A 24,558-nucleotide genomic window follows, 5' to 3' on the forward strand; every position below is an offset into this window, starting at 1 on the left:
GGTTATTCATCGCTGGAAAAAATTCGATCTAACAACATAGTATTTGTCAATGTTTCTATGAAACGTTATACTAGACAATAAAAGCAGGGTGGCACGGACAAGCTTGTTTGTCCGTGCTTGTTTAATTCGCGCGCTGGTGTGAATGATAAAACATGGACAAACAAAGTTTGTCCATGCCACCCTGAGACGAGGGTTTGCGCCAGTTTCTTAAATTTTGAGATGGTCTGGCGTGAGTTGGCACGATAGAGAAAGAGATCCTGCTACGGTAGTTGATAGGATAAATCTCTAAATAGCAGAAAGGGGTGGCACGGCTAAACTCGTTTATCCGTGCTTGCTGGAATAGACGCGTTGGAATGAATGATAAAACATGAACAAACTCTGCTTTTCCGTGTTTACTCGAATAGACGCATTGGTACGAATGGTAAGACGTGGACAAACAGAGTTTGTCCATGGCACCCAAAGATAATGCTTCAGTATTTGAAGATATGTTGGTAAAATAATGTTATTATGGCTAATCTTTATTTGCCTGCACAAAATGGTGGCCAGGTTTTGGAAGATTGTACTGGCGGGGGGAGATAGCGTAAAGCCTATACCATTTGCGTTAGTTGTGGACGGACTGTTCACGTGACCAGGCAGGAGAGCTAACTGGTACGGAGGATGTTTCCCGTGTGTGAGGTGTGCGATGTGAGGGGAGCGAAACTTAAAAAGATGACAAAAAAAGGGGGGGGTTACAGGAAAATTGTAAGAGGTTGTTAGAGGTACGGTTATGACCGATTTTTTAAAATTTTTAAGGAGGTGAAGGTAAAAAATTATGCTCAAAAAGGGAGGTTACAGGAAATGGCCTTGCAAGTGGTTGTCAAAAGGAGGGTTACAAGGGGCACTGTGCGAATCATTGACCTGATGAATAAGGGATTGCGACTCTGGAATCATATTTGCCACCTTTTCATAAATCCGATTATCGAAAAGTGCGAATCATTGACCTGATGAATAAGGGACGAGAGATGCGGGAGGATGGACGAAGAAAAAGAATTGATGTCTGCAGAAAATGTTCTCTGTAAACCCAAAGAGCCGAAGGTTGTTTCCGGCAAATCTAGATGATGGATATTCGCTTGGTATTTTGAAATGGAAATGGCAAGTGTTTTACCTTGCAAGATACCGGTATGCTACCTCTTATGCCTAAAGGGCAGATCATACACAGCAGGTGGTGAAGACCCCCCTCTGAAAATGAAAAATAGATTAGTTGGCCCTGCACATGGCAAAAGGGATGTGCATGACCGTGACATTCACATTTTTCGGTATGCACTTTGTGTTTCGCGCAAATGATAGGGTTCCATGGCAGGAGGGTACCCTCTATGAAAGGCTTTTCGTACATATTGGTGGAATAATCAGGCGGCTTGTAGTCTTTGTTGTTCAAGTTCAGAGGGTTTCGCCCCTTGCTATACATAGCGGCATAGCTTTACACCTGCCTGTCATTCCGGGATCGACCCGAGATCCCGTTTTTTCTGGACTCCTGCTTCCGCGGGAATGGCATATTCGTATCGGATTGCTGACGCTGTGTGTTTAGCATCAAGTTGATTATTATTTAACATAATGGCAAAAATAACCTTTGTTCTCGGCGGTGCACGAAGCGGTAAATCTGCTTTTGCAGAAGGTCTTGCCAAAAAGTATAAGGAAGTTAGCTATATTGCCACTGCAGAGGCTAACGATGACGAGATGCGTGAGCGGATACAGAGTCATCGCGTCCGGCGACCCCTGAGTTGGAAGACTTTTGAGTCCCCTTATCACGTGGACACCGTTGTCTCGGGCTGCAACGACAAGGCAGGGCTTATCTTGATCGATTGCATTACCCTTTATATTACCAATATGCTTTTACGTGGTGAACCGGCAAATTCAACCGGTTGTTCCGATATGCGGGATGAGGTTTCAAAACAGAGACGAGAGCTGATACTGTCTGAGATCAGGAAACTCAATCGGGTATGTCATGAGTCGCGGTCAGACGTTATTATCATATCGAATGAAGTCGGCCTTGGTATTGTGCCCGACAACGCTTTGTCCCGCGAGTTTCGGGATATTGCGGGTTGTGCAAACCAAATACTTGCTGGCGAAGCAGATGAGGTCTATTTCATGGTAGCCGGAATCGCCCAGAGGATAAAATAATGGACATTTACCAGTTTAAGACCTTGATGAATAAGGGTAAGACTTTTCCGGTCTTTGTATTTTATGGGGATGAGGAATTCTTTATTCATGAGGCCCTTACGGCAGCAAAGGCGAATCTCCTGAAGGATAAAGACCCCGGTATCGCTTTGATTGAATTTAATGGGAATGAAATTTCCGGCGGTGTAGTGTTTGATGAACTGAGGACGGTGCCATTCTTTCCGGGCGTGAACAAGCTGGTTCTTGTAGAAGAGGGAGACGCTTTTGTTGAAAAAAACCGGGCGATACTGGAAAAATATGTACAAACGCCTGCAAGCCGCGCCCATCTGGTATTGATATGCCATAAATGGGATAAACGGACAAAAGTCGCATCCCTTATAGACAAGGTTGGCATTTCTCTTGAGTGTAAAAAGTTAAAGGAACACTCTCTGCCCCATTGGGTGCAGACTCATGCACGACAGTACAAAAAAGAAATTACCACCCCGGCGGCACAAAAACTGGTGGATGATGTAGGCGGCAATCTGGCGATCCTGGATAAACATCTTGAAAAGTTATCCATTTACCTGGGTGAGAAAACTACCATCGATGAGAGGGATGTTGATGCCCTTGTGGGTGTGGATAGAAGCCGGACAGTTTTTGAACTAACGGAAGCTGTCGCGCAGAGAAATGTAGCGTTGGCGTTGAAAATCCTTGGCCAGATGTTGACTCACGGAGAAGATTCGGTGAGGATTATCAGCCTATTGTCCTGGCAAATTAAGCGGCTGTGGCGGGCGAAGCAGATCTTACAGCAGGGTGGAAATGAGCAGAAGGTCGTATCAGAGTTGCAGATATTACCATTCTTTGCGAAACGATTTTTTGAGCAGGTTAAACGCTATAGCGAGGAAGACCTCACGAAAAACCATGCGCTTTTGCTGGAAACCGATATAAAGAGTAAGACCAGTTCCCTCAGTATACCGTTGCTGCTGGAACTGCTTGTATTTAGATTATGTACATAGGTGGAAAATCCTTGTGATTATTTCTTTTTCAGAACAATCTATGCAGAAAAAGAGACCTGGGATTTATAAACAGTACGTGCAAAGAGATTTCCCGGTTGAAAGGATTCATAACTATCCGGCATGCTTTTACTCCTAATTATGATTAAGGTGAGCAAACATTGATCCCGTAATCTGAAGGAATGTCATAGTAACATCGGCTTCACGATATTCAAATCTCTTGTGTGCCTGGATGTCTATAATTCATTGAAATAATATAAGAGTCGACCAAAAACGGAAAAAACTTGACAGTTATTACATTTACGAGTAGGTTATTTCTGCAAATTATGAAATTTTATGGCTCTGACTACAAAGTTTTGAACCTGCAAAAAGTTATAGTTGAAAGCACGTTGGAACAGATAATTATGCGGAGGAAATAACAAAGAAAAAGAGGATTGTATCAAACCCAAAAGTGATGACGGGAAAACTGGTTGTTGCAGGGACGCGAATTACGATAGAGCTAATTTTAGAGAAATTTGCAGCTAAGGTTTTGCGGGCAGATGTTGTTTGTCCTATCCGTGTGATAGTTTCATGAGATTTTTGGTCGTTGAAGGTGTGGGTTACCAAATTGTTTGAGGAAACAGATACCCTTGTAGCACGTGTTTATTGGTATTCTCATGCGTCAGGCGGGAAGATGCAGAGGTACTCTTCGTGTCTTGATGCCTAAGTTCTGTTATCAATCATTGAAATAAGAAAGGAAAGAAGATGAAGTTTTTTATCGATACTGCGGATGTGAAAGAAATCCGGGAGGCGCACAGTTTGGGCATCCTTGATGGGGTGACAACAAATCCCTCATTAATCGCGAAAACGGGAAGACCTTTTCGTGAAACGATTGAAGAGATTTGCTCCATTGTAAAAGGGCCTGTAAGCGCGGAAGTGGTGAGCCTGGATACGGAAGGTATGCTCAAAGAGGCACGGGAACTATCAAAGATTGCGGACAACATTGTGGTCAAAATTCCTTTAATAAAAAATGGTCTGAAGGCGGTAAAACGATTAGCTGATGAGGGTATTAAGACGAATGTAACGCTTTGTTTTTCGTCGAATCAGGCCCTTTTATCAGCGAAGGCCGGTGGTACGTATGTGAGCCCTTTTGTCGGGAGATTGGACGACAGAGGCCAGTTTGGAATGGATCTGATACAAGAAATCCGTACAATCTATGATAATTACGGATTTCAAACTGAAATTATCGTTGCCAGCATTCGCAACCCTGTCCATGTCCGCGATGCAGCGATCATGGGGGCGGATATTGCCACCATACCTTTTAACGTGTTTGACCTGCTTGTTCAGCATCCGCTTACGGATGACGGTGTTAAGCGATTCCTGGCGGATTGGGAGAAGGTGCCAAAAAAATAGATTCTGAATACGAATAACGGAATTTATGGTGGCAGAACGAAACCGTGCACAAATCCACGAAGAGTGAACCGTGCAAATGAAACTACAAAAAGATTTATTTGATACAAAGGCCCGTACGACAAAAAAAGCTCCTCTTGCAGACCGGATGCGGCCAAGGGAGTTAAAAGAATTTGTTGGCCAGGAGCACCTGGTGGGTTCCGGCAAGATTCTTCACAGACTGGTTGAAAATAGAGAACTGGTGTCATTGATATTTTGGGGACCGCCCGGCGTTGGCAAAACAACACTTGCCTTTATTATTGCACAGGCAATGGATGCCCATTTCGTCTCGTTTTCCGCGGTGTTGTCAGGCGTCAAGGATATCCGGGTTGTTATTGAAGAAGCGAAAGAGCAGCTAAAGTTTTATGATAAAAAAACCATCCTTTTTGTAGATGAGATTCACCGGTTTAACAAAGCCCAGCAGGATGCTTTTCTTCATCATGTGGAAGATGGCACGATAACCCTCATTGGCGCTACCACCGAGAACCCTTCCTTTGAGGTGAATGCACCTCTTCTCTCCCGCTGCAAAGTGTTGGTGCTGGAACAACTCGCCGAGGAGCATCTTAAGAGTATTATGATGAATGCACTCGTGGATAAGGAACGGGGGCTTGGTAATCTGAAAGCGGAAATACACGATGATGCCTTCGGTTTCATGGCGCGCCTTGCCCAGGGAGATGCCCGGGTTGCCTTAAATACCCTGGAAGCGGCTGTTATGCTATCGAAACCGGACCAGAGTGGCAAGCGGACAGTGACCATAGAGGCTGCTCAGGAGTCAATGCAACGGAAGGCGCTCCTCTATGACAAAGGAGGGGAGGAACATTACAATGTCATTTCCGCTTTTATTAAATCCATGCGCGGGAGCGACCCCGATGCCGCTCTCTATTGGCTGGCACGGATGCTGGATGCGGGCGAGGACCCGCTCTTTATTGCCCGGCGCATGGTCATCTTTGCCTCAGAGGATATTGGAAATGCAGATCCACAGGCTGTTCAACTGGCAATTACCGTAAAGGACGCATTTGACTTTGTAGGTATGCCGGAAGGATGGATACCTCTTGCCCAGGGTGTTACCTATCTTTCCTGCGCACCAAAGAGCAATGCCTCCTATATAGCTTATTTGAACGCTTTAAAGGATGTCAAAGAGAAAGGTGCGTTGCCCGTGCCGTTCCACATTCGTAATGCTCCCACATCGTTAATGAAGGATCTTGGATACGGTAAGGGCTACAAATATCCGCATAGTTATGGCGGGTATACTGAACAGACTTACCTGCCGGACGAATTAAAAGGGCGGGAATACTATAAGCCGACAAATAATGGATTTGATAAGACAATTAAGGAACGACTTGCCTGTTATAAAAAAGGCCAGAATAAAGAAAAGGAAACGCAGTTTAGGGAGGATTCTTACGGCACTTAGCAAATCGTCGCCCCGGGTATTGACGGATTTTCTACAGAAAATACTTACAGGATTTGATGGGAGTGCCACAGTGTTGTGCCAGCGATGCACGTGTATGATATTGGTAAAGCCCAAACTTCTTGGGATAGAGCAGATGAAGCGAATACCGGCGGAGACGTACTAAAAGCCTGGTCTGTTTTGGTTGCTAATGGCCCATCGTGTAGCGTAGAAAATTATGATGAAGTTTGCGGTATTGTTGTGTTATGAGATTATTCGTGAAGATATTTTCCGCAGGTATCGGTTATGCAGCAGAGACCTTATAATGCTGAGGAATACGAGCAGTATGGTAACACGCTAACGTTATTGGTCAATGAAGAATTTTTGAGACACCGGACATCCTGAAAGAAAGATGACCCGTATGAAAATTACCTTTCTTGTACCACCACCCATTGATGGAAATATCCCGGAACGGGTTGCCGGCTGTGCATACCTGCTCTATTATGTTCCGAACATCTTTCTCCTGAGTGCTGCTGCAGTCCTGGAAAAGGCAGGTTATGAAGTCCGGTATATTGAAACTACAATTAAAAAGTGGGATCGTGGACATTTTTTAACATTTTTAAAAGAAGACCTGAGTGATGTCTATGGTTTCTATTCCGTAAACCTCTCCAAAAATACCGACTTTCGGGCGCTCAATGACATTCGGGAAATTCGGGGAGATGTACCGATTGTCTTTTTCGGTCCCGCACCGTCTGACAGACCCGCAGAATTTGTTGTAGATGACAACACGTACGTCGTTCGGGGTGAACCCGAATACACGATGCTGGAGCTTATACGGGCATTAGAGACAAAATCAGTCGGTACCGGTATTAAAAGCGTCTCTTTCAAAAAAAATGATGAAATCCTGAATAATGCGAACAGAGAGCCGATTGAAGACCTTGACGCATTGCCCTTTCCTGCCAGACATTTCCTGGAAGAGAGGGATGTCTACTACAATCCTAAGTTAGGGAAGCGGCCCTTTACCGCCGTCTGTACATCCCGGGGCTGCTCATACCGCTGTATCTATTGTGTCCCGTCTTCTTTAAGTTTTTCGCGGGAACTCGAATACAAACACTATCTGGGCAAGAAACCACCCGTAAGAAAGAGGTCGCCAGAAAATATTATTGAGGAATTCAAATTGCTCAAATCCCTGGGCTACAAGGCCGTCAACGTGCAGGATGACCAGTTTGTATGGGGAGAGGAACGAACGGTAAAGATTTGCGAAGGCATTAAAGACCTTGGCATCGTGTGGGGCTGTTCGGCACGGTCGGATCATCTGACCGAATCTATTGTGAAGTCCATGGCATCGGCACATTGTAAGTTTATTGACCTTGGGGTTGAATCGTTTAACCAGGAGATATTGGATTACGTAAAGAAAGATATTGATGTGAAAAAAAATGAGGAAGCGATCAATTTAGTAAAAAAATACGGCATATCGGCCAAGATTAATATTATGTTTGGCGCTTCGCCACTGGAAACCATGACCACGATTAAAAGAAATATGGAAGAGGTAAAGAGGCTGAAGGTGGATCAGGTTATGTATAACATTGCGAACCCTTTTCCGGGGACGGAATTTTACAAGATTGCTAAAGAAAATAAGTTGTTTGTTTATGGAGATTATAAACCCGTCAATGTGGCAAAGGAGGCGAACATCGCCTATCCTCATCTTGACAAAACGGCGCTTGAGAGTGCTGTACGTCGTGCAAATTTTGAATTTTTTTTAACCCCTCGGTTCATCCTGAAAAATATTTGGCGGCTGGGTTCCCTGGATTCTTTAAAAGCTATGTTCAGAAAGCTTTTTTAGGAATAATAATATTTTTTGCTGACCCTGTGATAAAGGTTTTTTCATGAAATTGTCGGTCCTTGTCCCGGCTTACAATGAGGAACAATCTGTCTTGTCCTGCCTGAACTCCCTCATATCACTTTCTTATACAGACAAGGAAATTATTATTATTGATGACGCATCGGTTGATCGCACTCCACAAATTGTTGAAACATTTCTCAGTAAAAACGTAATTCTGGTTAGACGGGAGAAGAACGGTGGAAGGGCTGCTGCCCTGAACTCCGGGTTGGAAATAGCCACCGGTGACGCTATTATCACAACGGATGCGGATACGGTGGTGCCAGCCGATTGGTTGCAAAGGTTTAAATCACAGCTTGAACGACCAGGTGTCGTAGCAGTAGGCGGTGCTTACCAGGCACAAAACAGGGATAAACCCCTGGCGAATGCTACAAGCATTCTGGATCAAATAATGAATGGAGTATTTAAGAAGTCGTTCGTTCCCAATAAGTTGTCTGGTGTGAATTCTGCTATTAAGAGAGATGCACTACTAAATTCAGGGGGTTTTAATGAAAATTCCTGGTGGAGCGAGGACTCTGAGTTAGGATGGAAATTAAGCAGAATAGGCAAGGTTGTTTATGATCCTGAAAATATCGTGAGCACCCAATATCCCGACACATGGTCGGGCATTTGGAGGAGGAAGTTTTACTGGGGTTATGCAATGGGATTAAAATTTCGTGAACAGATACCCTTCAATATAAAATTGTGGATAAGACCCACACTATTTATGGCGCTTTTTATCAGTTTCCTGGCTTTTCTGGTTACCGTACCGTACGGAATACGTGTCTCTTTTGTGCCGGGTGTGATCTTCCTGGTATTATGCAGTTTTTTGACACTCTTATACGTTCCGCCAGGCGTTTTCATTATGGCAAGAACCGGGGATCGTATGTCATTAAAAACGTTATTCGTGCTTGCAATCTTACCGCTTGTACGGGAGTCCGCTTATGTGTATGGTTTGTGTCTGGGCTTTTGTAAAGGGAGAGCGGGTTCAATAACCCCTTCGTGGAAGGAGAATATAAAACGCGGAGGCATAGAGGCCACAGAGACAAAACGTTAATTTACTTATTGCAGGAGCGAACCATCGTCTTGCTCCTACTCTAATGATAAGGAATTTCAAACATTCCCCTCCCGTAATTCCCTGTGAATGGGCTGAAACAGGGGGGAAGTCGCTGAAGACCTGATTAATTATGGATAATCTATGACAAAAAAAATAAAAAGAGGACTATCTTACAGAGATGCCGGAGTTGATATTGACACAAAAGGTCAATTTACTACAGATATTTATTCAAAAATGCGAACGACCTTTGATCAGAGGGTGATTGAAAATCCTGATGGTTTTGGCGGATTGTTCACTTTAAACTCCCGGGTGAAGAAATATCGTCAACCTGTTCTTGTCTCTTCTACGGATGGAGTTGGTACCAAGTTAAAGATTGCATTTATGATGGATAAGCACGACACCATCGGGATTGATCTGGTGGCCATGTGCGTCAATGATATCATCGTATTGGGCGCCGAGCCCCTGTTTCTCCTGGACTACCTGGCCAGCAGCAAGATCGTGCCAAGGGTGCTTCACGAGGTATTGGATGGTATTGTGGATGGTTGTCGTCAGGCAGGCTGCGCCCTCATTGGCGGTGAAACACCGGAGATGCCCGGGTTTTATCACGAGGGGGAATACGATATCGCAGCCTTTGTAGTCGGCGTTGTTGAAAAAAACAAAATTATTAATGGGAAGACAATAAAACCCGGAGACGTGGTGATTGGTTTGCAATCGGGCGGAATCCATAGCAATGGATTTTCCCTTGTGAGAAAGGTCTTCTTTGACAAGGCAAAGATGAAGATAACCCAGAGTCTAGACAAGTATGGGTTGAAGACTACCCTGGGAACGGAATTACTGAAACCAACCAGGATCTACGTAAAGTCGATTCTGAGCGTGCTAAGCAAGCACAAGACCCGGAGGATCATAAAGGGGATGGCGCATATTACCGGGGGTGGCCTGTTGGAAAATATACCCCGTATCTTACCGCAAGGTTGTGCCGTTCGTTTGGAAAGAAACAAATGGAATATCCCGGAGATATTTAAAATTGTTCAGAACGTTGGCAACATTGAGGATCAGGAAATGTTCCGTGTGTTTAACATGGGAATAGGGATGGTATTGGTTGTATCCAAATATGATGTGAAAACAGTCTTAGCCGATCTTAAACACGCAAAAGAACCGGGAACGGTTATTGGTGAGGTGGTAAAAGGAAGCGGGATTGTGCATGTTGTGTAAAAAGATTTTACGCAAGATCGAAAAAAAACAAAAATATAAATATTGACGGCAAGATAAATCATGTTCCTTTGGGTAAGCTTAACCTCACCCTCGTCCTCTTGCTGGGAATGTTAAAGTCTTTACAAAGGTTATAAGGCTAATAATGGCTCATGATCTCTATTTGTACGGTTTCCATCATTTTTGAACGGCTTTATCGGGTACCCAGTGAACTCCGGACTTCATAGATTTCCGCCTAAAACATGCGGGAACGATCTTCCGAGAGGAGTACAATAAGGTATGTAAATCCCCAACCGGACAGCATTGATTACTTCATAACTTTTTTTGCACGGAAAATATTCTTCTACATCTGCTTACTTCCTCAGCTACTTGCCCTGTGAAAATTCTTAAACGATATTTTGGTATCCATAGAATATGATATTGACAATGCTATATCGTATGCGATAATTTGCGAAACCGACTCCTTCGTTACTTCCGTATTGATGTTATCGGGATAAATTAACTGATATTGTAACAATAGGGTGTTTTACTGACAAAATCACCCTTTTCTGACTACACTCTCTGGGTGTAGATTTTTACATTGGTACTAAAAAGACAAGAAATCATTCCAATAACTACTTCATGTTCCGGGAAACGAAATGATGGATGACAAGAAGGAAAAGATTTTAATCCTCGATTTTGGCTCTCAATACGCCCAGCTTATTGCACGCCGGGTAAGAGAGAATAACGTTTATAGTGAGATTGTGTCACACAAGATAACTATAGCGGAGATACAAAAGGCCAATCCAAAAGGCATTATCCTCAGCGGTGGTCCAGCCAGCGTGTATGCGAAAAATGCCCCGCGATGCGACGAAGGGATCGCTGCTCTGGGAATACCCATATTAGGCATCTGCTACGGAATGCAACTGGGATGCCAGATGCTGGGCGCTACCGTTCGCCCAACTACCGCAAGGGAATACGGAAAAACTGCCTGCACGTTCAACACCGAAAGTAAGTTGTTCAAAGCATTGGCCAGAGATGCGGTTGTATGGATGAGCCATGGCGATCAGGTGGTAGAATTACCGGCAGAATTCGAATCACTTGCATTTACCAATAATTGCCCTTTTGCAGCAGTAAAACATAGAAGGAAGGATTTTTACGCTGTACAATTCCATCCTGAAGTTTCACACACTCCGCAGGGAAATCATATCATTCGTAATTTTTTATATGAAATTTGCGGTTGCGCCGGTGACTGGAAGATGCACTCCTATATAGAAAAATCGGTAAGTGAGATTCGCAAACAAGTTGGAGAGGGAAGGGTCATTTGTGGATTATCGGGCGGGGTCGATTCCGCTGTAACAGCGGCGCTCATCCATAGAGCCATTGGAAATCGCCTGTCCTGCATTTTTGTTGATAACGGACTTCTAAGAAACTATGAGGCCGATGAGGTTATAAAAACGTTTAAAGAAAACTTTACTATAGATCTGCACGCCATTGATGCACAGAACCGTTTTTTAGAAAAACTAAAAGGCGTAACTGATCCGGAAAAAAAACGTAAAATTATTGGACACGAATTTATTGAGGTTTTCAAGGAAGAGGCAAAGAAGATATCTCAGGCAAAATTTCTTGCGCAGGGTACGCTTTATCCCGACGTCATTGAAAGCATCCCCGCCCATGGCGGTCCGACGGTCACCATCAAGAGTCACCACAATGTGGGTGGCCTGCCGGCAGAGTTAGGTTTTGAACTCGTTGAACCACTGAGACTTTTATTCAAAGACGAGGTGCGAAAGATAGGAGAAGCGCTTGGATTGCCGGAAGAATTGGTCTGGCGTCATCCCTTTCCTGGCCCTGGACTAGCCATCCGGATTATTGGTGAGGTTACAAAGCCACGCCTCGATATCCTTCGGAATGCGGATAGGATTGTTATCGAAGAAATACGCAAGGCAGGTCTCTATCGTTCCATAGCCCAGTGTTTTGCCGTACTTTTACCGCTCAGTACTGTGGGGGTTATGGGGGATGAAAGGAGTTATGAAAACGTCATTGCCGTTCGTGCGGTAGAGACAACCGACTTTATGACTGCCAATTGGTACCGTATACCCTATGACGTATTGGAAATTATTTCCAGCCGGATTATCAACGAAGTCAAAGGCGTCAACCGCGTAGTTTACGACATCAGTACCAAACCACCGAGTACCATTGAGTGGGAGTAGGCATTTTTGCGCAATGAAATGGGTCGTATGATCCAACAAATAAGTTCTTTCCGTAACCGGGCAACGATAAAGCTGAGTTGCGCCCAACAAAGGTAGCAACCAGGTTTGAATAAGACAAACTGTCTATGTTTAACAATCGCTTGAACGGAGACTCGCTCTTGGGCGTCAATCTCCAGCAACTTGTTAGATTTTTTCTTTATCGAACATACGTTTTCCATGTATTACGGTAAGAATATGAATCTCATTTGCTTTGATTTCATAAACGATACGATATTGGAAAACAAATAATTCTCGAATAGATTCATCGCCAACCTCTGGCACAACTCTGCCTATTTTGGGGTGTTGGATTAGCGACTGAGGAGCTTCAAATATTTTTTGAATTGTAGATTCAGCATAAAACTCAGAATCTCTTGCGATAAACTCCCCAATTGCCTCTATATCTTCTAAAGCTTCAGGTGACCAAATTATTTTGTAATCCATTTTGAAAGTCGTACTTTGGCTTCCTCGTAGGAAATACCTTTACCGTTTTTTATGGATTCTTGGCCCTTCCTGATCTTTTCTAGCACATAAAGATGGTATTGGATGTCTTCCAGTGTGGCATCTTCCGGCAAGTGATGAATCATTTTTGTAATGTTGTCTTTTAAAGTACTCATAACAATATTATAGGAAATTTTTCCTATAGAATGAAGTAAAATCCAACGCTGCGCATAACCGGCTGGCAATGAAGCGCAGCGAAATTGCCAGTCCGCGTTGATGCGGTTGTTAGCGGTTCCCTTTTGGTTGCAAAGCCTTTCTTAACTCTCCGATGCCCTCACTCCACTTTGATTCATCTGAGAAATCTATGTATTTCAGTCTTCTAATGAGGTTATCGATAGGTTCGGGGAAACTCTCTTCTTTTGTAAGCACTACTGGAATTATGTTTTTACCATCAGCGAAACCCATAAATTGGGACACCTCGAAGTTGACCCAGCTTGACTCTGTTGAATGTCTGGAAATCACAAGAAGCAAGTAGTCTGTGTCGCAGGAACGAAGGCTGTTCGTAATCGTCTGCTGAATATCAGCACCGGCAAGAATCTCATTCTCGTCAATCCAGAATCGAATATCTGAAGACAGTTCATGAATGAGCTTTTTAACAAATGCTTTGTCTTTGCTGGAGTGGCTAATAAAGACTGTAGATTTTGGAAGTTGTCTTGTTATTGTTTCTTTGAATTGATGATTCACCCGGTCATGCCAAATTAGATTTTCAGATAAAAAAGTCTCGGACAGTTTTTGTGCAAGATGGTGCGTCCGTTTTACTTCGATGCAAGCATTGATAGCTTCTTTCAGTTTATGTGGGAATCTGTCAAAGGTGCTACAAGCGAAACCTGCAAAAAACTCAGGATAATAGTGATAGGTTGACCAGCCACCCGGTTTGGGAACGCCACCACCTTCAAGGCTAAAAAATATAAAAGTTGGGTCGTTCTTGAGTGGTATTCCCATTGTCTTAAATTCATTTCGCATATATCGCCAGTCTTCGTCCGGAATGATGTTCCCTTCATAAATGAGTGGCGTGAATATGTGAAAGTTCTTACCGCTGAATGATGATATCCTGTCTTTGTTATTTTTAAAGTAATCCACATACTCATTGTCGAGTGACGAGAAAAAAGCAATCATGAACCGAGAATTTTCCGGCTTCAATTGCTGTTCATTCATCAAACGGACTACTTCCTCAATCCACTTCTCAGTCGGATGTATGTACCACACGGTTCACTCCTTCATCCTGTATTGTGTTACCGCTAACAATGTTATTAACAAGTTTTCCTTTTAATAACAAAAAGGTACAACGTTTGTCAACTAAAAAGGCATTTAAATTGACCTATGAAGTCTTTATAAATATAATTTCTACCTCGTTAGTAACACAGATTGAGTGATAACAAGAAATAGGATAAGTATTCATGCTCAATATCCCTGCCGCTCTTTTTACAAAATAGAGCATAACACTAAGTGAAAAATTGGTTCCGGTTTCCATTCATAATAACAATCCCAGATGTGTAGCCCGGTTCAACTCTATCTTTACCAAATAAATTGGGTATCAGATCTTGTTGTCCCTTAGGTTATTTCAAAGACAAATTCGACACTTTTAGCAAAGATGTGAACAAAATTAACCCTGTCAGAGTTTGAAACTCTGACAGGGTTGAAGTACAAATTTTGCGATTCCTATTTTGTCTTTTCTAATTTGTTTGGGCTATGAGACATTTAACCGTAAAGCCCTTCATAACACGGCGTTCCTTTAAAATGCCCAAACAATAGCTGCCATTGCTCTCCAGTCCACTACCTGTTGAACACCTCTGGCATGCTGGTAAAGAGGTTGTTGAAATTTCAGATCAATGCTCCCGCCCGTTTTTGGTATCCTTATCTGAAGAGAGGGTGTTATTGAAACAGAGGTAATACCTGTGTTGTCAGGGTTGTCTATAAGAGATACATCTGGTCTTGAATATTTACCGTCGTGATCTTTATCCTGTCCAGCATGAAATAGGTTGAGCTCCAGTCCGGGATTTAGATAACCGATTATCGGGTATCTGGCGACGAGATCCAGAGACACCTTGTCGCCAAATTCATAACCCTCATCTCCTTCTGTGGTTACATGATACATAAGATTGGTCTGAAAGACCACAGGGGACAAGGTATGCATGTAGTTGACAAGAAAAATAGGATCCCAGGAACCTGTACCGGGCTGCATCATGGCGTGGACAAGATGGCCAGAATCTGTCCCTTCGTCGTTTTTACCTGTTGGAAGTTTTAGTCCCATGCCGGCAGTGAGCTTCTTTGTTGGAAAATCAGAATTATCCGTGTAGACTTTGTAAAGACCCATAAGAGTCATATCTCCAAACCCCTCGACGGCATCCATCTCCATCTTCATCTTCATATCCATGCCCATTGGACTCCTCATTACCATCTTCATGTCCATATCGTTGATAACATAGGGAATTGTAGCCATGAATTGGAGTCTCTTGGTTGCAGAGTATGTCCCCAGCAGGGTATATTTTTGCATAATCATTCGTGTCGGGACAGAAAAACTTTTTTCCTCTTTTGGCATTTTGGGCCACGTTGAAGCAACATCATCCAATACTGAATTAGGGCTTCTGCTATGGCTGCCCTCCCGTATCGTCTCCATATTGGAATACTCGTATTGAAGTGAGAGACCAAAATTTGTTGCCGTGATGACATTTGAGGTGGTTGCCTCGCAAAGCGATCTTGAGAGGCAACATTCGCCATGTGCGTAAGCAACGCCGGAAGTAAAAAAGAGGACTAAAAAAAATGTACCAAAGATTCTCATAATATTTCCTCGGAAAATTGAATAACGTATAATCAAAAAAGTGTAATTTGCGCCAGAGTCGATCCCATGCACCCCATTGCAGAAGGAGGCTTAGTTTGCGATAAATATTCTCACATTTTAGCAAAAATGTTTTTTGGTGATAATGAGGCGCACCTTGCCACTCCGGTCTTTTCCGGTCCATTCTGGTTCGGGGATTTGTTTAATTAGACATTTGGCAACTTTGTATCTGTAGAGCGATAAGCCTCGTCGCTCTACAACCGTAGCTTTGAAATTCCTTAACATTAAATCAGGCCTGCAGCTAATGGTATTTGGTTAACCTTATCCCTAGCCTCCCCGTAAACAGGGAGGGAGACAGACTTCCCTTCGTTTACGGGAGGATCAGGAGGGTAATTAAAAATTTAATGCATTAAATGCAGAATTTCCCCAGCGAACGGTCAATATGCAAAAGATGACTGTCCTTTTCCTGTCTGCATTCAGGTTACAAGGAAAACACCGAACTACCATAAACTATAGGGAACGCAGGAACGGCTTTAGTGGTTATGGCCGCCGTGGTGGCCTCCATGATCTCCATGGTCTCCGTGATTACCATTTGCAGGCCAATATCCGGCAATCGGCAGAAATTTATCGATAGCCTCATCGGAAGGATATACACCAATCTCAAATCCTTTGTCACACCCCTCCGGTAGAGGATTCTTTTCCAGGTCTCGTACGACTCTGAGGTTTGGCCAAAAATCCACCGATACGATGTCAGCGTCGTCGAACTTTTCCGTTAACCGACCTAACCATATATCCGCGCGATCGTCATCATTCTTGTTGCTGGATTTGGTGCAATAGTTAGCAATAGCAATGTACACGGTCAGCGCCGTTGCGCAGGAATCTGATTTAAACGTGGGAAATGATGCGCTCCATGGAATGACTCCCAGCAAACCGTCCTGTAGTTTACCATTGGTAAAAACAAAGGCCCTGACGTCTTCTGTTAATTCTGAACCATGTGAAATAAATGCCGGAACAGGCCCTGTCAACGTCTTGATTATTTTGAAGAGACTGTTTACTGCAGGTTTCGGAGTCATTACGGGATTACCTACGATATGATCCTGAAGATTTACGGATTCTTTTGTATCCATGCGTTCAGCTATAGAGTCCTCACCATTGGGAAAAACAACGCTCTGCGCCCGTACAGGCTGATTTTTTGTGCCGTGAGCGTGGACCGCCGTTGCCCCGCATCCATGGGGTATACTAAACCAATTGAAACCACTCGTTCCCTCAAGCTCATCACGAGAGCTGTAATTCGTAGGAGTATTTTTCGACATAACTGTTGTGTGTGCTACAGCGTTTTCTGATATAATCAGTGTCGCAAAAATTGTGACAACGATAAGATGTTTTGAAAATTTTACCATATGATATTTCCTCCAACTCTTAAAAATGATGTAGTTATTACGTATTTTCACGCTCGTCATGGGCAAGATAAGCATAGAAGATGGCTGATGGGAAACAAAAACATACAATATGATATCCCTGTGAACAGGCCAATGCCGGGTTGCCGGTAGTATCCTGCCTATGTATCGGATCTATTGATTAGCAATGTTCTAGTAAACGCCTAAAATAAGTTGACGGGTAATAGACCTCAAGGGCGGCAATAAAACGACCCCAATATAGGGATTGTTTCAGTGCGAAATATCCTCATGGCAACTTTCTTTCGTCGTTTACGAGAATATGAGATTGGACTTTATACGTGACAACGTGGAGGTTTTTCGGGAGGTGATACCATGATTTCACAGAGGCGAGTCAGGGTATCGCTGGTAAGAAAACATAAAAATGGTATTTGAGGAATTCCACAACACTCCTCTGGTATGTATTTAAACTCGGCATATATACCAGTAATTACATCACTTCCTGATTTACATCTGAGACTGCCTATGAATGATTGAAAACTGTTTTTTTGTTTGTTTACGCCAGATTGAGACATTAACAGATTTCCGTGTGAAGAACAACAGCAATGCGCCTTGCAATCAGCCGCAGATTTGCAACCGCATGCATGGTTTTTACAGGGAAACTCATCCGGCTCTATTGATGTATTAAAGGAAATACCGTTGTTAAACAAGGCAAGGCTGAGAAGAAAGAGGATTTGAATAGAGGCAAGTACCTTATTTACGTTACTTATAGTTGTCCGCATTTTTCCTCATCCATAGCATTACCCATAAAATTCAATTATAAACCAGGAAGTTACTTTGGAAAATAGTCGTTTAAAAAGATACCGTAAAAGAACGACATTCGCAAAAGAAATGCCCTATACTAAAATAATGTACCACCCCTTACGTAAGGTGTTTCTATTTCTTTAATAAAAAGATTATTATGGATAGACTTTCCTGAAAAAACTTATCCTATCTGAATTTCACGGTTGATATATATCATGCAATCCTGGAATAAGTCAAAGAGTTTTTGATTTATCATTGTATAGTGAACGCAGGGTGTCAGTTTGTCGAAGCGGTACACATGATTATAGCCAGGTTGATAGACGGCGTGAGAAGGCATGTTGCTGAGTACTATGTTCGGGCAGAAAGTGATTTTTATCTTTGACTTGGGGTATTTTTTGTGTTGAAAACACCGTGCAAGGGAGGAGGGTATGTCCCCGTCCCGATTTTCGCTATACGAAAATCATTTGCAGAATTTAGACTTTACTGGTATTCTTACTAATCCAATTTCATGGTATACAAGGAACATTATTCTAGCACTTTCTGTTAATACATTACTGTACTGTGCTTACGGAAAGGGTAATTTTCTATCACATTTTTTATTGCTAATGATCACTATGAAAAACAAATTCATGTATTTGAGTGTCTGGACAGTTTTATTCATAAGCGCATGTTCATCGGATAAAAAAAGTAGCGTTAAGCAGGAAAAATTCCCTGTTACCAATCCTATCGTGATGGATATGCCCTATACGCATGATTATGTAGCGCACATACAGTCTTTGCAGCATGTAGAGCTAAGGACCAGGGTTAAAGGATATATCGAAAAAATTCATGTTGACGAAGGTGATAGCGTAAAAGACGGACAAATCCTTTTTAGTATTAGCCGCAAGGAATATGAAGTGAATTTATTAAAAACGAAGGCAATGCAGAAAAGTGCCATTGCAGATGCAAAGACTGCTGAACTGGATTTGCAAAATGTAAAAATACTGGTAGAAAAAAACATTGTCTCAAAAACAGCGCTTGAAATGGCTCAGGCTAAACTGGATGCATTTCGTGCAAAAGTTGATGAAGCGCAATCTCAGGTAACAAGCGCTAAATTAAATCTTTCTTACACAGTAATAAAAGCGCCATTTGATGGAATTATTGACAGAATTCCCAATAAGGTTGGAAGTTTAGTCGATGAAGGAACTCTGTTGACTACCATTTCAGATAATACAAGGGTATTTGCATATTTCAACGTACCGGAAAAAGAATATTTAGAATTTACCACGATCATGGACTCAGGAAAGGAGAATGATGTGGTATTTGTTTTAGCCAATAATCAAATTCATAAGTATAAAGGATGTATTGAAACCGTTGCAGGAAAAATTGACAAAACCACCGGAAACATAGCTTTCAGGGCTTCTTTTCCTAATCCGGACCTTCTTTTGAAACACGGTTCCAGCGGAGAAGTCAGAATAATAAAGGAAGAAAGAGGCGCCTTGATAATTCCGCAAAAAGCTACCTTTGAAATTCAGGATAAAATATATGTATTTACGGTGGATTCTGACAATATAGTAAAAATGAGAAGCGTTGTTCCCAAACTCCGTGTTCCCCAATTATATGTAATTGAATCCGGGTTATCTTCCAATGATAGAATTGTTTATGAAGGCATTCAGTTGGTGAAAGAGGGAGATAAGATCATTCCTGAAATGGTTCCTATGAAACAAATTCTGACGGAACAATCAAAATCTCAAACCATGTTTACAGTTCAAAATTAAAAAAAACATAATGAGCTCTAAATTTATCCATAGACCTATTTTATCCATAGTCCTGTCTTTAATCATCACCTTGTTAGGGGTGTTGTCTTTAGCCAAATTACCAAAGGAGCAATTTCCCAGTATAGCCCCGCCAGTGGTAAATGTTTCTGTTAAGTTTACTGGCGCCAATGCAGAAACTGTAACAAAAGCCGTTATTGTGCCTTTGGAACGTGCTATCAATGGTGTCCCGGGAATGAAATATATGTCGTCGTTGGCGGGAAATGATGGTATGGGAATAGTGCAAATCATTTTTAAAGTGGGTACCGATCCCGACATAGCCGCAGTTAATGTTCAAAACAGAGTAGGTACCGTAGTGGACGAACTCCCTGCGGAGGTAATAAAAAACGGGGTAAAAATTGCCAAGGAAGAGAGATCTATGCTGATGTATTTAGATATCTTCAGCATTAATAACGCGTTAGAGGAAGAATTCCTGTACAATTTTACGGATATTAACATACTGCCGGAATTAAAAAGAATTAATGGCGTTAGTTATGCAGCTATATTGGGAGCCAAGGAATACGCAATGCGTATCTGGTTAAAACCCGATAAAATGCTTGCCTACAATATTTCAACAAATGATGTACTGAACGCATTACGAGAACAAAATGTAGAAGCTGCACCGGGTACTGTTGGAGAAAGTTCGGACAAATCAGCACAAGCATTACAATACGTGATAAAATACACGGGAAGATACAACACCGAAGAACAGTATGAAAATATACCGGTAAAATCGAACTCTGACGGAGCTATACTTCGCATAAAAGATATCGCTGACGTGGAGTTTAGCGCAGTTTATTTTGGTGTAGAGTCTAGACTAAATGGCAGACCTACAGCTTCAATTATGCTGAAGCAGTTGCCAGGCTCTAATGCCAGCGAGGTAATCAGTGAAGTGAAAAGTCGAATGGCTGAAATTAAAGAATCCTCATTCGTTGAAGGTATGGATTATGCGATCAGTTATGATATCTCGCGTTTTTTGGATGCTTCTGTTCATAAGGTATTAAAAACCCTCATTGAAGCGTTTTTACTTGTATCATTCGTGATATTTATTTTTCTGCAGGATTGGCGTTCAACACTCATTCCCGCTATTGCTGTACCGGTTTCCTTGATTGGCACCCTCTTTTTCATGCAGATATTAGGCTTCTCTTTAAACCTGATTACCCTTTTTGCATTAGTTCTTGCTATAGGTATTGTGGTAGATAACGCCATAGTAGTGGTGGAGGCGGTGCATGCAAAAATGGAGCACTCGAATATTGGAGCAAAGGAAGCTACCGAACAAGCAATGAAGGAAATAAGTGGCGCCATCATTGCAATTACCCTGGTAATGTCTGCAGTTTTTGTTCCAACCTCTTTTATGACAGGTCCTGTTGGCGTTTTTTATAAACAGTTCTCCATCACCATAGCCATATCGATTGTTCTTTCAGGTATTGGTGCGTTAACGCTTACTCCGGCGCTCTGTGCCTTGTTTTTAAAAAATACACACGCCGGGCATAAAAAGAAAAATATTTTAGATCGTTTTTTTACAGGCTTTAATAATTGGTATGGAAATCTTTCTGCAAAGTATCAAAAGCTGCTCGGCCTCATTGTAAACCGCAAGGTCATCACATTCTCAATCCTGTTACTTTTTTGCGCAGGAACGGGTATTTTCGGGAAACTCCTGCCTTCAGGGTTTATTCCCAACGAAGACCAGGGGACATTCTACGCCAGTATCGCTACTCCTCCCGGCTCAACATTAGAAAGAACTAAAGAAGTAGTAAATGAAGTGCAAAAAGTATGCGAAGAGATAGAAACTATAGCGTCCGTTTCTTCCTTGGCAGGAATAAATATTTTGTCCGATGGAACGGGCGCTACTTACGGCACTTGTCTAATTAACTTAAAAGATTGGGACGACCGGAAGGAATCGGTCAATGACATCATTGAACACGTTGCCGAAAAAACGAAGCACATTAAAGATGCAAAAATTGAATTCTTCCCTCCGCCAGCCGTGCCGGGCTATGGGAATGCCAGTGGTTTTGAATTGAGATTATTGGATAGGACAGGCGTCGGTGATTTTAAAAAAATGGAAACGGTGGTCAATCAATTCGTTAAAGATTTAAAAGACCGGCCTGAGATAGCAAGGGCTTTTACTATTTTTGATGCAAGCTACCCGCAATATATGATTCATGTTGATACTGATAAGGCTGCTCAAAAAGGAGTAACAGTTAATAATGCGATGAGCACATTACAAACCTTATTAGGAAGTGAGTATGCTACAAACTTCATTCGTTTTGGTCAAATGTACAAGGTTATGGTACAAGCATTACCAGAATACCGGGCTAAGCCGGATGATATTCTTAAGTTGTATGTGGAAAACGATGAAAATAAAATGGTGCCCTTATCTGCGTTCATAACTATGGAACGCATATATGGGATGGATCAGATTACCCGTTACAATATGTATCAATCTGCTGAGTTGAACGGTGAAGCGGCCAGCGGATACAGCAGTGGGAGCGCTATCGCAGCCATTCAGGAAGTAGCCAAAGAAAGACTACCGAAAGGTTACAGCATAGATTGGGCGGGTATGACCCGTGATGAAATCCTGGCTGGCAATGAAGCAATATCTATTTTTATTATCTGCTTGGTATTTGTGTATCTGTTGTTATCTGCGCAGTATGAAAGTTTTCTCCTGCCCATGCCCGTTATTCTTTCTTTGCCAACCGGAATTTTCGGGGCATTTTTACTTCTGATGCTGATGGGTTTAGAAAACAATGTGTATGCGCAGGTAGCTATGATTATGCTTATCGGCTTACTGGGGAAAAACGCCATTCTGATTGTTGAGTTTGCTTCCTTAAAACACCGGGAAGGGCGAACACCCATGCAAGCCGCCATTGAAGGGGCAACCGTGAGGTTACGGCCGATTCTCATGACCTCTTTTGCTTTTATTGCCGGATTGATTCCATTAATGCTTGCATCCGGTGCCGGCGCTGTCGGTAACAGAACAATTGGCGCAGCGGCCGCAGGGGGCATGCTATTCGGAACTATATTTGGAGTAATTATTATTCCGGGACTGTATGTTGTTTTTGCAACTCTTGCAGAACTGTTTTCGAAGAAAAAGATCAAAGAGGAAATAGCATTAACCGAGGCAATATAAATCAATGAAGAAATCTGACCTGAATGAATCGGAAAAGACTAGGCTGGAAAGATACGCTTTGATATTGCAAAAAATATTTTTGCTGGAAATGTTAAAATGTTTTTTGCAGGATGCTAAAAACATACCAGCTTTTGGATTCGTGGCTGCATGCTTGCTTGTGGCAGGTTGTCAGACAACGAGAAATATTGAGAATGATGTCACAAAACAAATACCGGAAACGTTTGCACACACGAAGGATTCCGTAAATTCTGCAACAATTGTCTGGCGACAATTTTTCTCGGATACTACATTAATTGATCTGATCGATATAGCTTTTAAAAACAACCTGGACGTATTGATGACCTTGCAAAAAATTGAAATTGCACGGGCTGACCTGCGATTACGTAAAGGGGCTTTGTTTCCTGAAATTTCCGGTGGTGGCTCCGTTTCTCAAAGAAGATTCGGACGTTACACTATGGATGGAGCGGGAAACAGGACAACGGATATTACCCCCGGACACACAGTACCCACCGATCTTCCTGATTATCATATCGGTTTACAAACTACATGGGAAATGGATATTTGGGGTAAACTCCGCGGCAAGAAGGAAGCTGCATTTGCTCGTTACCTTGGCAGCATCGAAGGAAAAAATCTCGTACTTACTAACTTAATTTCGGAGATAGCGATTACCTATTACGAGTTGTTGAGTTTAGACACGGAATTGGAAATTATCGGAGAAACCATCAAGCTGCAGGAAGATGCGATTTCCATCGTTACCACTCAAAAACAAGTTGCCACAGCTAATGAGTTGGCTGTGCAGCAGTTTGAAGCGCAATTGTTACATTCAAGGGCATTGGAAGTTGAAGTTCTTCAAAGAATTACCGTGAGTGAAAACAGAATAAATTATTTATTGAGTAGGTTTCCACAACCGGTCAATCGTAAAAAATCAATTCTCACTAAAGAAATTCCTGCTCAGGTAATGATCGGTATTCCATCCGATTTGTTAGAAAACAGGCCTGATATAAAACAAGCTGAGTATGAGTTGATGGCCACGAAAGCAGATGTAAAATCAGCAAAGAAGGCATTCTATCCTTCTTTCAACATTACGGGGGCAATGGGATTCCAGGCTTTTAATCCCTCTTTTTTATTTCGATCACCTGAATCAATTGCGTACACAGCAATAGGTAGTTTAACTTTTCCATTAATTAACCGGAGCGCGATTCAGGCACAATTTAAAACTGCACAAGCGAAACAGATAGAGGCATTGTACAATTATCAAAAAACCATTATCCATGGTTTTATTGAAGTATATAATGAAATGAATAATATTAAGAATCTGGAACGGGCATACAAACTTATAACCAAAAAAGTGGCTGCGTTAACTCAATCTATAGAAATATCGTTGGAACTGTTCAAAACCGGCAGGGCAAATTATTTAGAGGTATTAATAGCACAACAAAATGCCCTCCAATCGAAATTAGAATTAGTAAACACCAAACAACAACAATTTAATGCCGGTATAAATATTTATAAGGCACTTGGTGGCGGTTGGAGATAGACGAAAGAAAAGTATTTAGCGGGCGTAAGATTGCCCAAATGCTTATCAGAAAAAGGAGTTTTTACCAAACGCACATTTCTTTGTATTACATTCCATTGTTTAGCCGATAAGCCGTTCGCAAATGGATGACTTTTCTCTGCAAATTCTAACGGGTAAGGACATTGCTGACCCTGTCCATGACGGTCAGCACTTTCTTTTGCATATTATCCGTGATAATTCACAAAACACGCTGATTGCAAAAGAAAGTGTGGCGTTGGCCTTCACAATGGCACAACCTGAACATAACATTCAC

The 24,558-nt window shown here is 42.3% G+C and carries 20 protein-coding genes; 13 read left to right on the plus strand and 7 right to left on the minus strand.

Going from position 1 to position 24,558, the window contains the following annotated elements:
• The first annotated feature begins 1,270 nt into the window (after positions 1-1,270).
• The 9 genes from BIY37_RS06860 (at position 1,271) to purM (ending at position 10,109) form a co-directional block, all read left to right on the plus strand.
• Positions 1,271-1,564: a hypothetical protein gene (locus BIY37_RS06860; RefSeq protein WP_070067098.1), complete on the plus strand. Its 294-nt coding sequence runs from the start codon at positions 1,271-1,273 to the stop codon at positions 1,562-1,564.
• A gap of 26 nt (positions 1,565-1,590) precedes the next feature.
• A complete protein-coding gene (cobU, locus tag BIY37_RS06865) occupies positions 1,591-2,157 on the plus strand; it encodes a bifunctional adenosylcobinamide kinase/adenosylcobinamide-phosphate guanylyltransferase (RefSeq protein ID WP_070067099.1) in 567 nt (188 codons plus the stop codon).
• Positions 2,157-3,149, plus strand: coding sequence for a DNA polymerase III subunit delta (gene holA, locus BIY37_RS06870; RefSeq protein ID WP_070067100.1), 993 nt, complete (start codon positions 2,157-2,159; stop codon positions 3,147-3,149). The genes cobU and holA overlap by 1 nt, the downstream gene beginning before the upstream one ends.
• A 430-nt stretch (positions 3,150-3,579) precedes the next feature.
• The gene (locus BIY37_RS14360) at positions 3,580-3,720 is read left to right on the plus strand and encodes a DUF433 domain-containing protein (RefSeq protein WP_420886187.1); all 141 of its coding nucleotides are present in this window, start codon (positions 3,580-3,582) and stop codon (positions 3,718-3,720) included.
• A 170-nt stretch (positions 3,721-3,890) separates the two neighbouring features.
• Positions 3,891-4,538: a fructose-6-phosphate aldolase gene (gene fsa, locus BIY37_RS06880; protein ID WP_070067101.1), complete on the plus strand. Its 648-nt coding sequence runs from the start codon at positions 3,891-3,893 to the stop codon at positions 4,536-4,538.
• Between the two features lie 76 nt (positions 4,539-4,614).
• Complete coding sequence (locus BIY37_RS06885; RefSeq protein WP_070067102.1) at positions 4,615-5,985, plus strand: replication-associated recombination protein A; 1,371 nt, start codon at positions 4,615-4,617, stop codon at positions 5,983-5,985.
• Positions 5,986-6,382: 397 nt separating this feature from the next.
• Positions 6,383-7,804 carry a B12-binding domain-containing radical SAM protein gene (locus BIY37_RS06890; RefSeq protein ID WP_070067103.1) on the plus strand — a complete coding sequence of 474 codons (1,422 nt, stop codon included), beginning with the start codon at positions 6,383-6,385 and terminating at the stop codon, positions 7,802-7,804.
• 43 nt (positions 7,805-7,847) lie between these two features.
• Positions 7,848-8,897, plus strand: a complete 1,050-nt coding sequence (locus tag BIY37_RS06895) for a glycosyltransferase family 2 protein (RefSeq protein ID WP_070067104.1) — start codon at positions 7,848-7,850, stop codon at positions 8,895-8,897.
• A 141-nt stretch (positions 8,898-9,038) separates the two neighbouring features.
• Entirely contained in the window at positions 9,039-10,109 is a 1,071-nt protein-coding gene (purM, locus tag BIY37_RS06900; protein WP_070067105.1) for a phosphoribosylformylglycinamidine cyclo-ligase, read from the plus strand.
• Between the two features lie 309 nt (positions 10,110-10,418).
• Here purM and BIY37_RS14365 read toward each other — a convergent pair whose 3' ends face one another.
• Entirely contained in the window at positions 10,419-10,520 is a 102-nt protein-coding gene (locus BIY37_RS14365; RefSeq protein WP_201789408.1) for a hypothetical protein, read from the minus strand.
• Positions 10,521-10,744: 224 nt separating this feature from the next.
• On the opposite strand from BIY37_RS14365, the gene guaA reads away from it, so the two are divergent.
• Positions 10,745-12,295 carry a glutamine-hydrolyzing GMP synthase gene (gene guaA, locus BIY37_RS06905; protein WP_080324918.1) on the plus strand — a complete coding sequence of 517 codons (1,551 nt, stop codon included), beginning with the start codon at positions 10,745-10,747 and terminating at the stop codon, positions 12,293-12,295.
• Between the two features lie 183 nt (positions 12,296-12,478).
• Here guaA and BIY37_RS06910 read toward each other — a convergent pair whose 3' ends face one another.
• The 6 genes from BIY37_RS06910 to BIY37_RS06935 form a co-directional block, all read right to left on the minus strand.
• Positions 12,479-12,775 carry a type II toxin-antitoxin system RelE/ParE family toxin gene (locus tag BIY37_RS06910; protein ID WP_070067106.1) on the minus strand — a complete coding sequence of 99 codons (297 nt, stop codon included), beginning with the start codon at positions 12,773-12,775 and terminating at the stop codon, positions 12,479-12,481.
• Complete coding sequence (locus BIY37_RS06915; RefSeq protein WP_070067107.1) at positions 12,760-12,948, minus strand: hypothetical protein; 189 nt, start codon at positions 12,946-12,948, stop codon at positions 12,760-12,762. The genes BIY37_RS06910 and BIY37_RS06915 overlap by 16 nt, the downstream gene beginning before the upstream one ends.
• A gap of 109 nt (positions 12,949-13,057) precedes the next feature.
• On the minus strand, positions 13,058-14,038 hold the full coding sequence (locus BIY37_RS06920) for a toll/interleukin-1 receptor domain-containing protein (RefSeq protein ID WP_070067108.1): 981 nt from the start codon (positions 14,036-14,038) through the stop codon (positions 13,058-13,060).
• A gap of 526 nt (positions 14,039-14,564) precedes the next feature.
• Positions 14,565-15,611: a transporter gene (locus BIY37_RS06925; protein WP_070067109.1), complete on the minus strand. Its 1,047-nt coding sequence runs from the start codon at positions 15,609-15,611 to the stop codon at positions 14,565-14,567.
• 530 nt (positions 15,612-16,141) lie between these two features.
• Positions 16,142-17,008, minus strand: coding sequence for a hypothetical protein (locus BIY37_RS06930; protein WP_070067110.1), 867 nt, complete (start codon positions 17,006-17,008; stop codon positions 16,142-16,144).
• A gap of 329 nt (positions 17,009-17,337) precedes the next feature.
• Positions 17,338-17,784, minus strand: a complete 447-nt coding sequence (locus BIY37_RS06935; protein ID WP_070067111.1) for a hypothetical protein — start codon at positions 17,782-17,784, stop codon at positions 17,338-17,340.
• Between the two features lie 636 nt (positions 17,785-18,420).
• Between BIY37_RS06935 and BIY37_RS06940 the strand changes: the two genes are divergently transcribed.
• From BIY37_RS06940 to BIY37_RS06950, 3 genes are read left to right on the plus strand one after another with little or no spacing between them, the layout of a single operon-like run.
• A complete protein-coding gene (locus BIY37_RS06940; RefSeq protein ID WP_070067130.1) occupies positions 18,421-19,563 on the plus strand; it encodes an efflux RND transporter periplasmic adaptor subunit in 1,143 nt (380 codons plus the stop codon).
• Positions 19,564-19,573: 10 nt separating this feature from the next.
• On the plus strand, positions 19,574-22,729 hold the full coding sequence (locus BIY37_RS06945) for an efflux RND transporter permease subunit (RefSeq protein ID WP_070067112.1): 3,156 nt from the start codon (positions 19,574-19,576) through the stop codon (positions 22,727-22,729).
• A 4-nt stretch (positions 22,730-22,733) separates the two neighbouring features.
• Complete coding sequence (locus BIY37_RS06950; protein ID WP_230402459.1) at positions 22,734-24,266, plus strand: TolC family protein; 1,533 nt, start codon at positions 22,734-22,736, stop codon at positions 24,264-24,266.
• The last annotated feature ends 292 nt before the right edge of the window (positions 24,267-24,558 follow it).

Origin of the sequence: Candidatus Brocadia sapporoensis (genome assembly GCF_001753675.2) — a bacterium.
GTDB lineage: Bacteria > Planctomycetota > Brocadiia > Brocadiales > Brocadiaceae > Brocadia > Brocadia sapporoensis.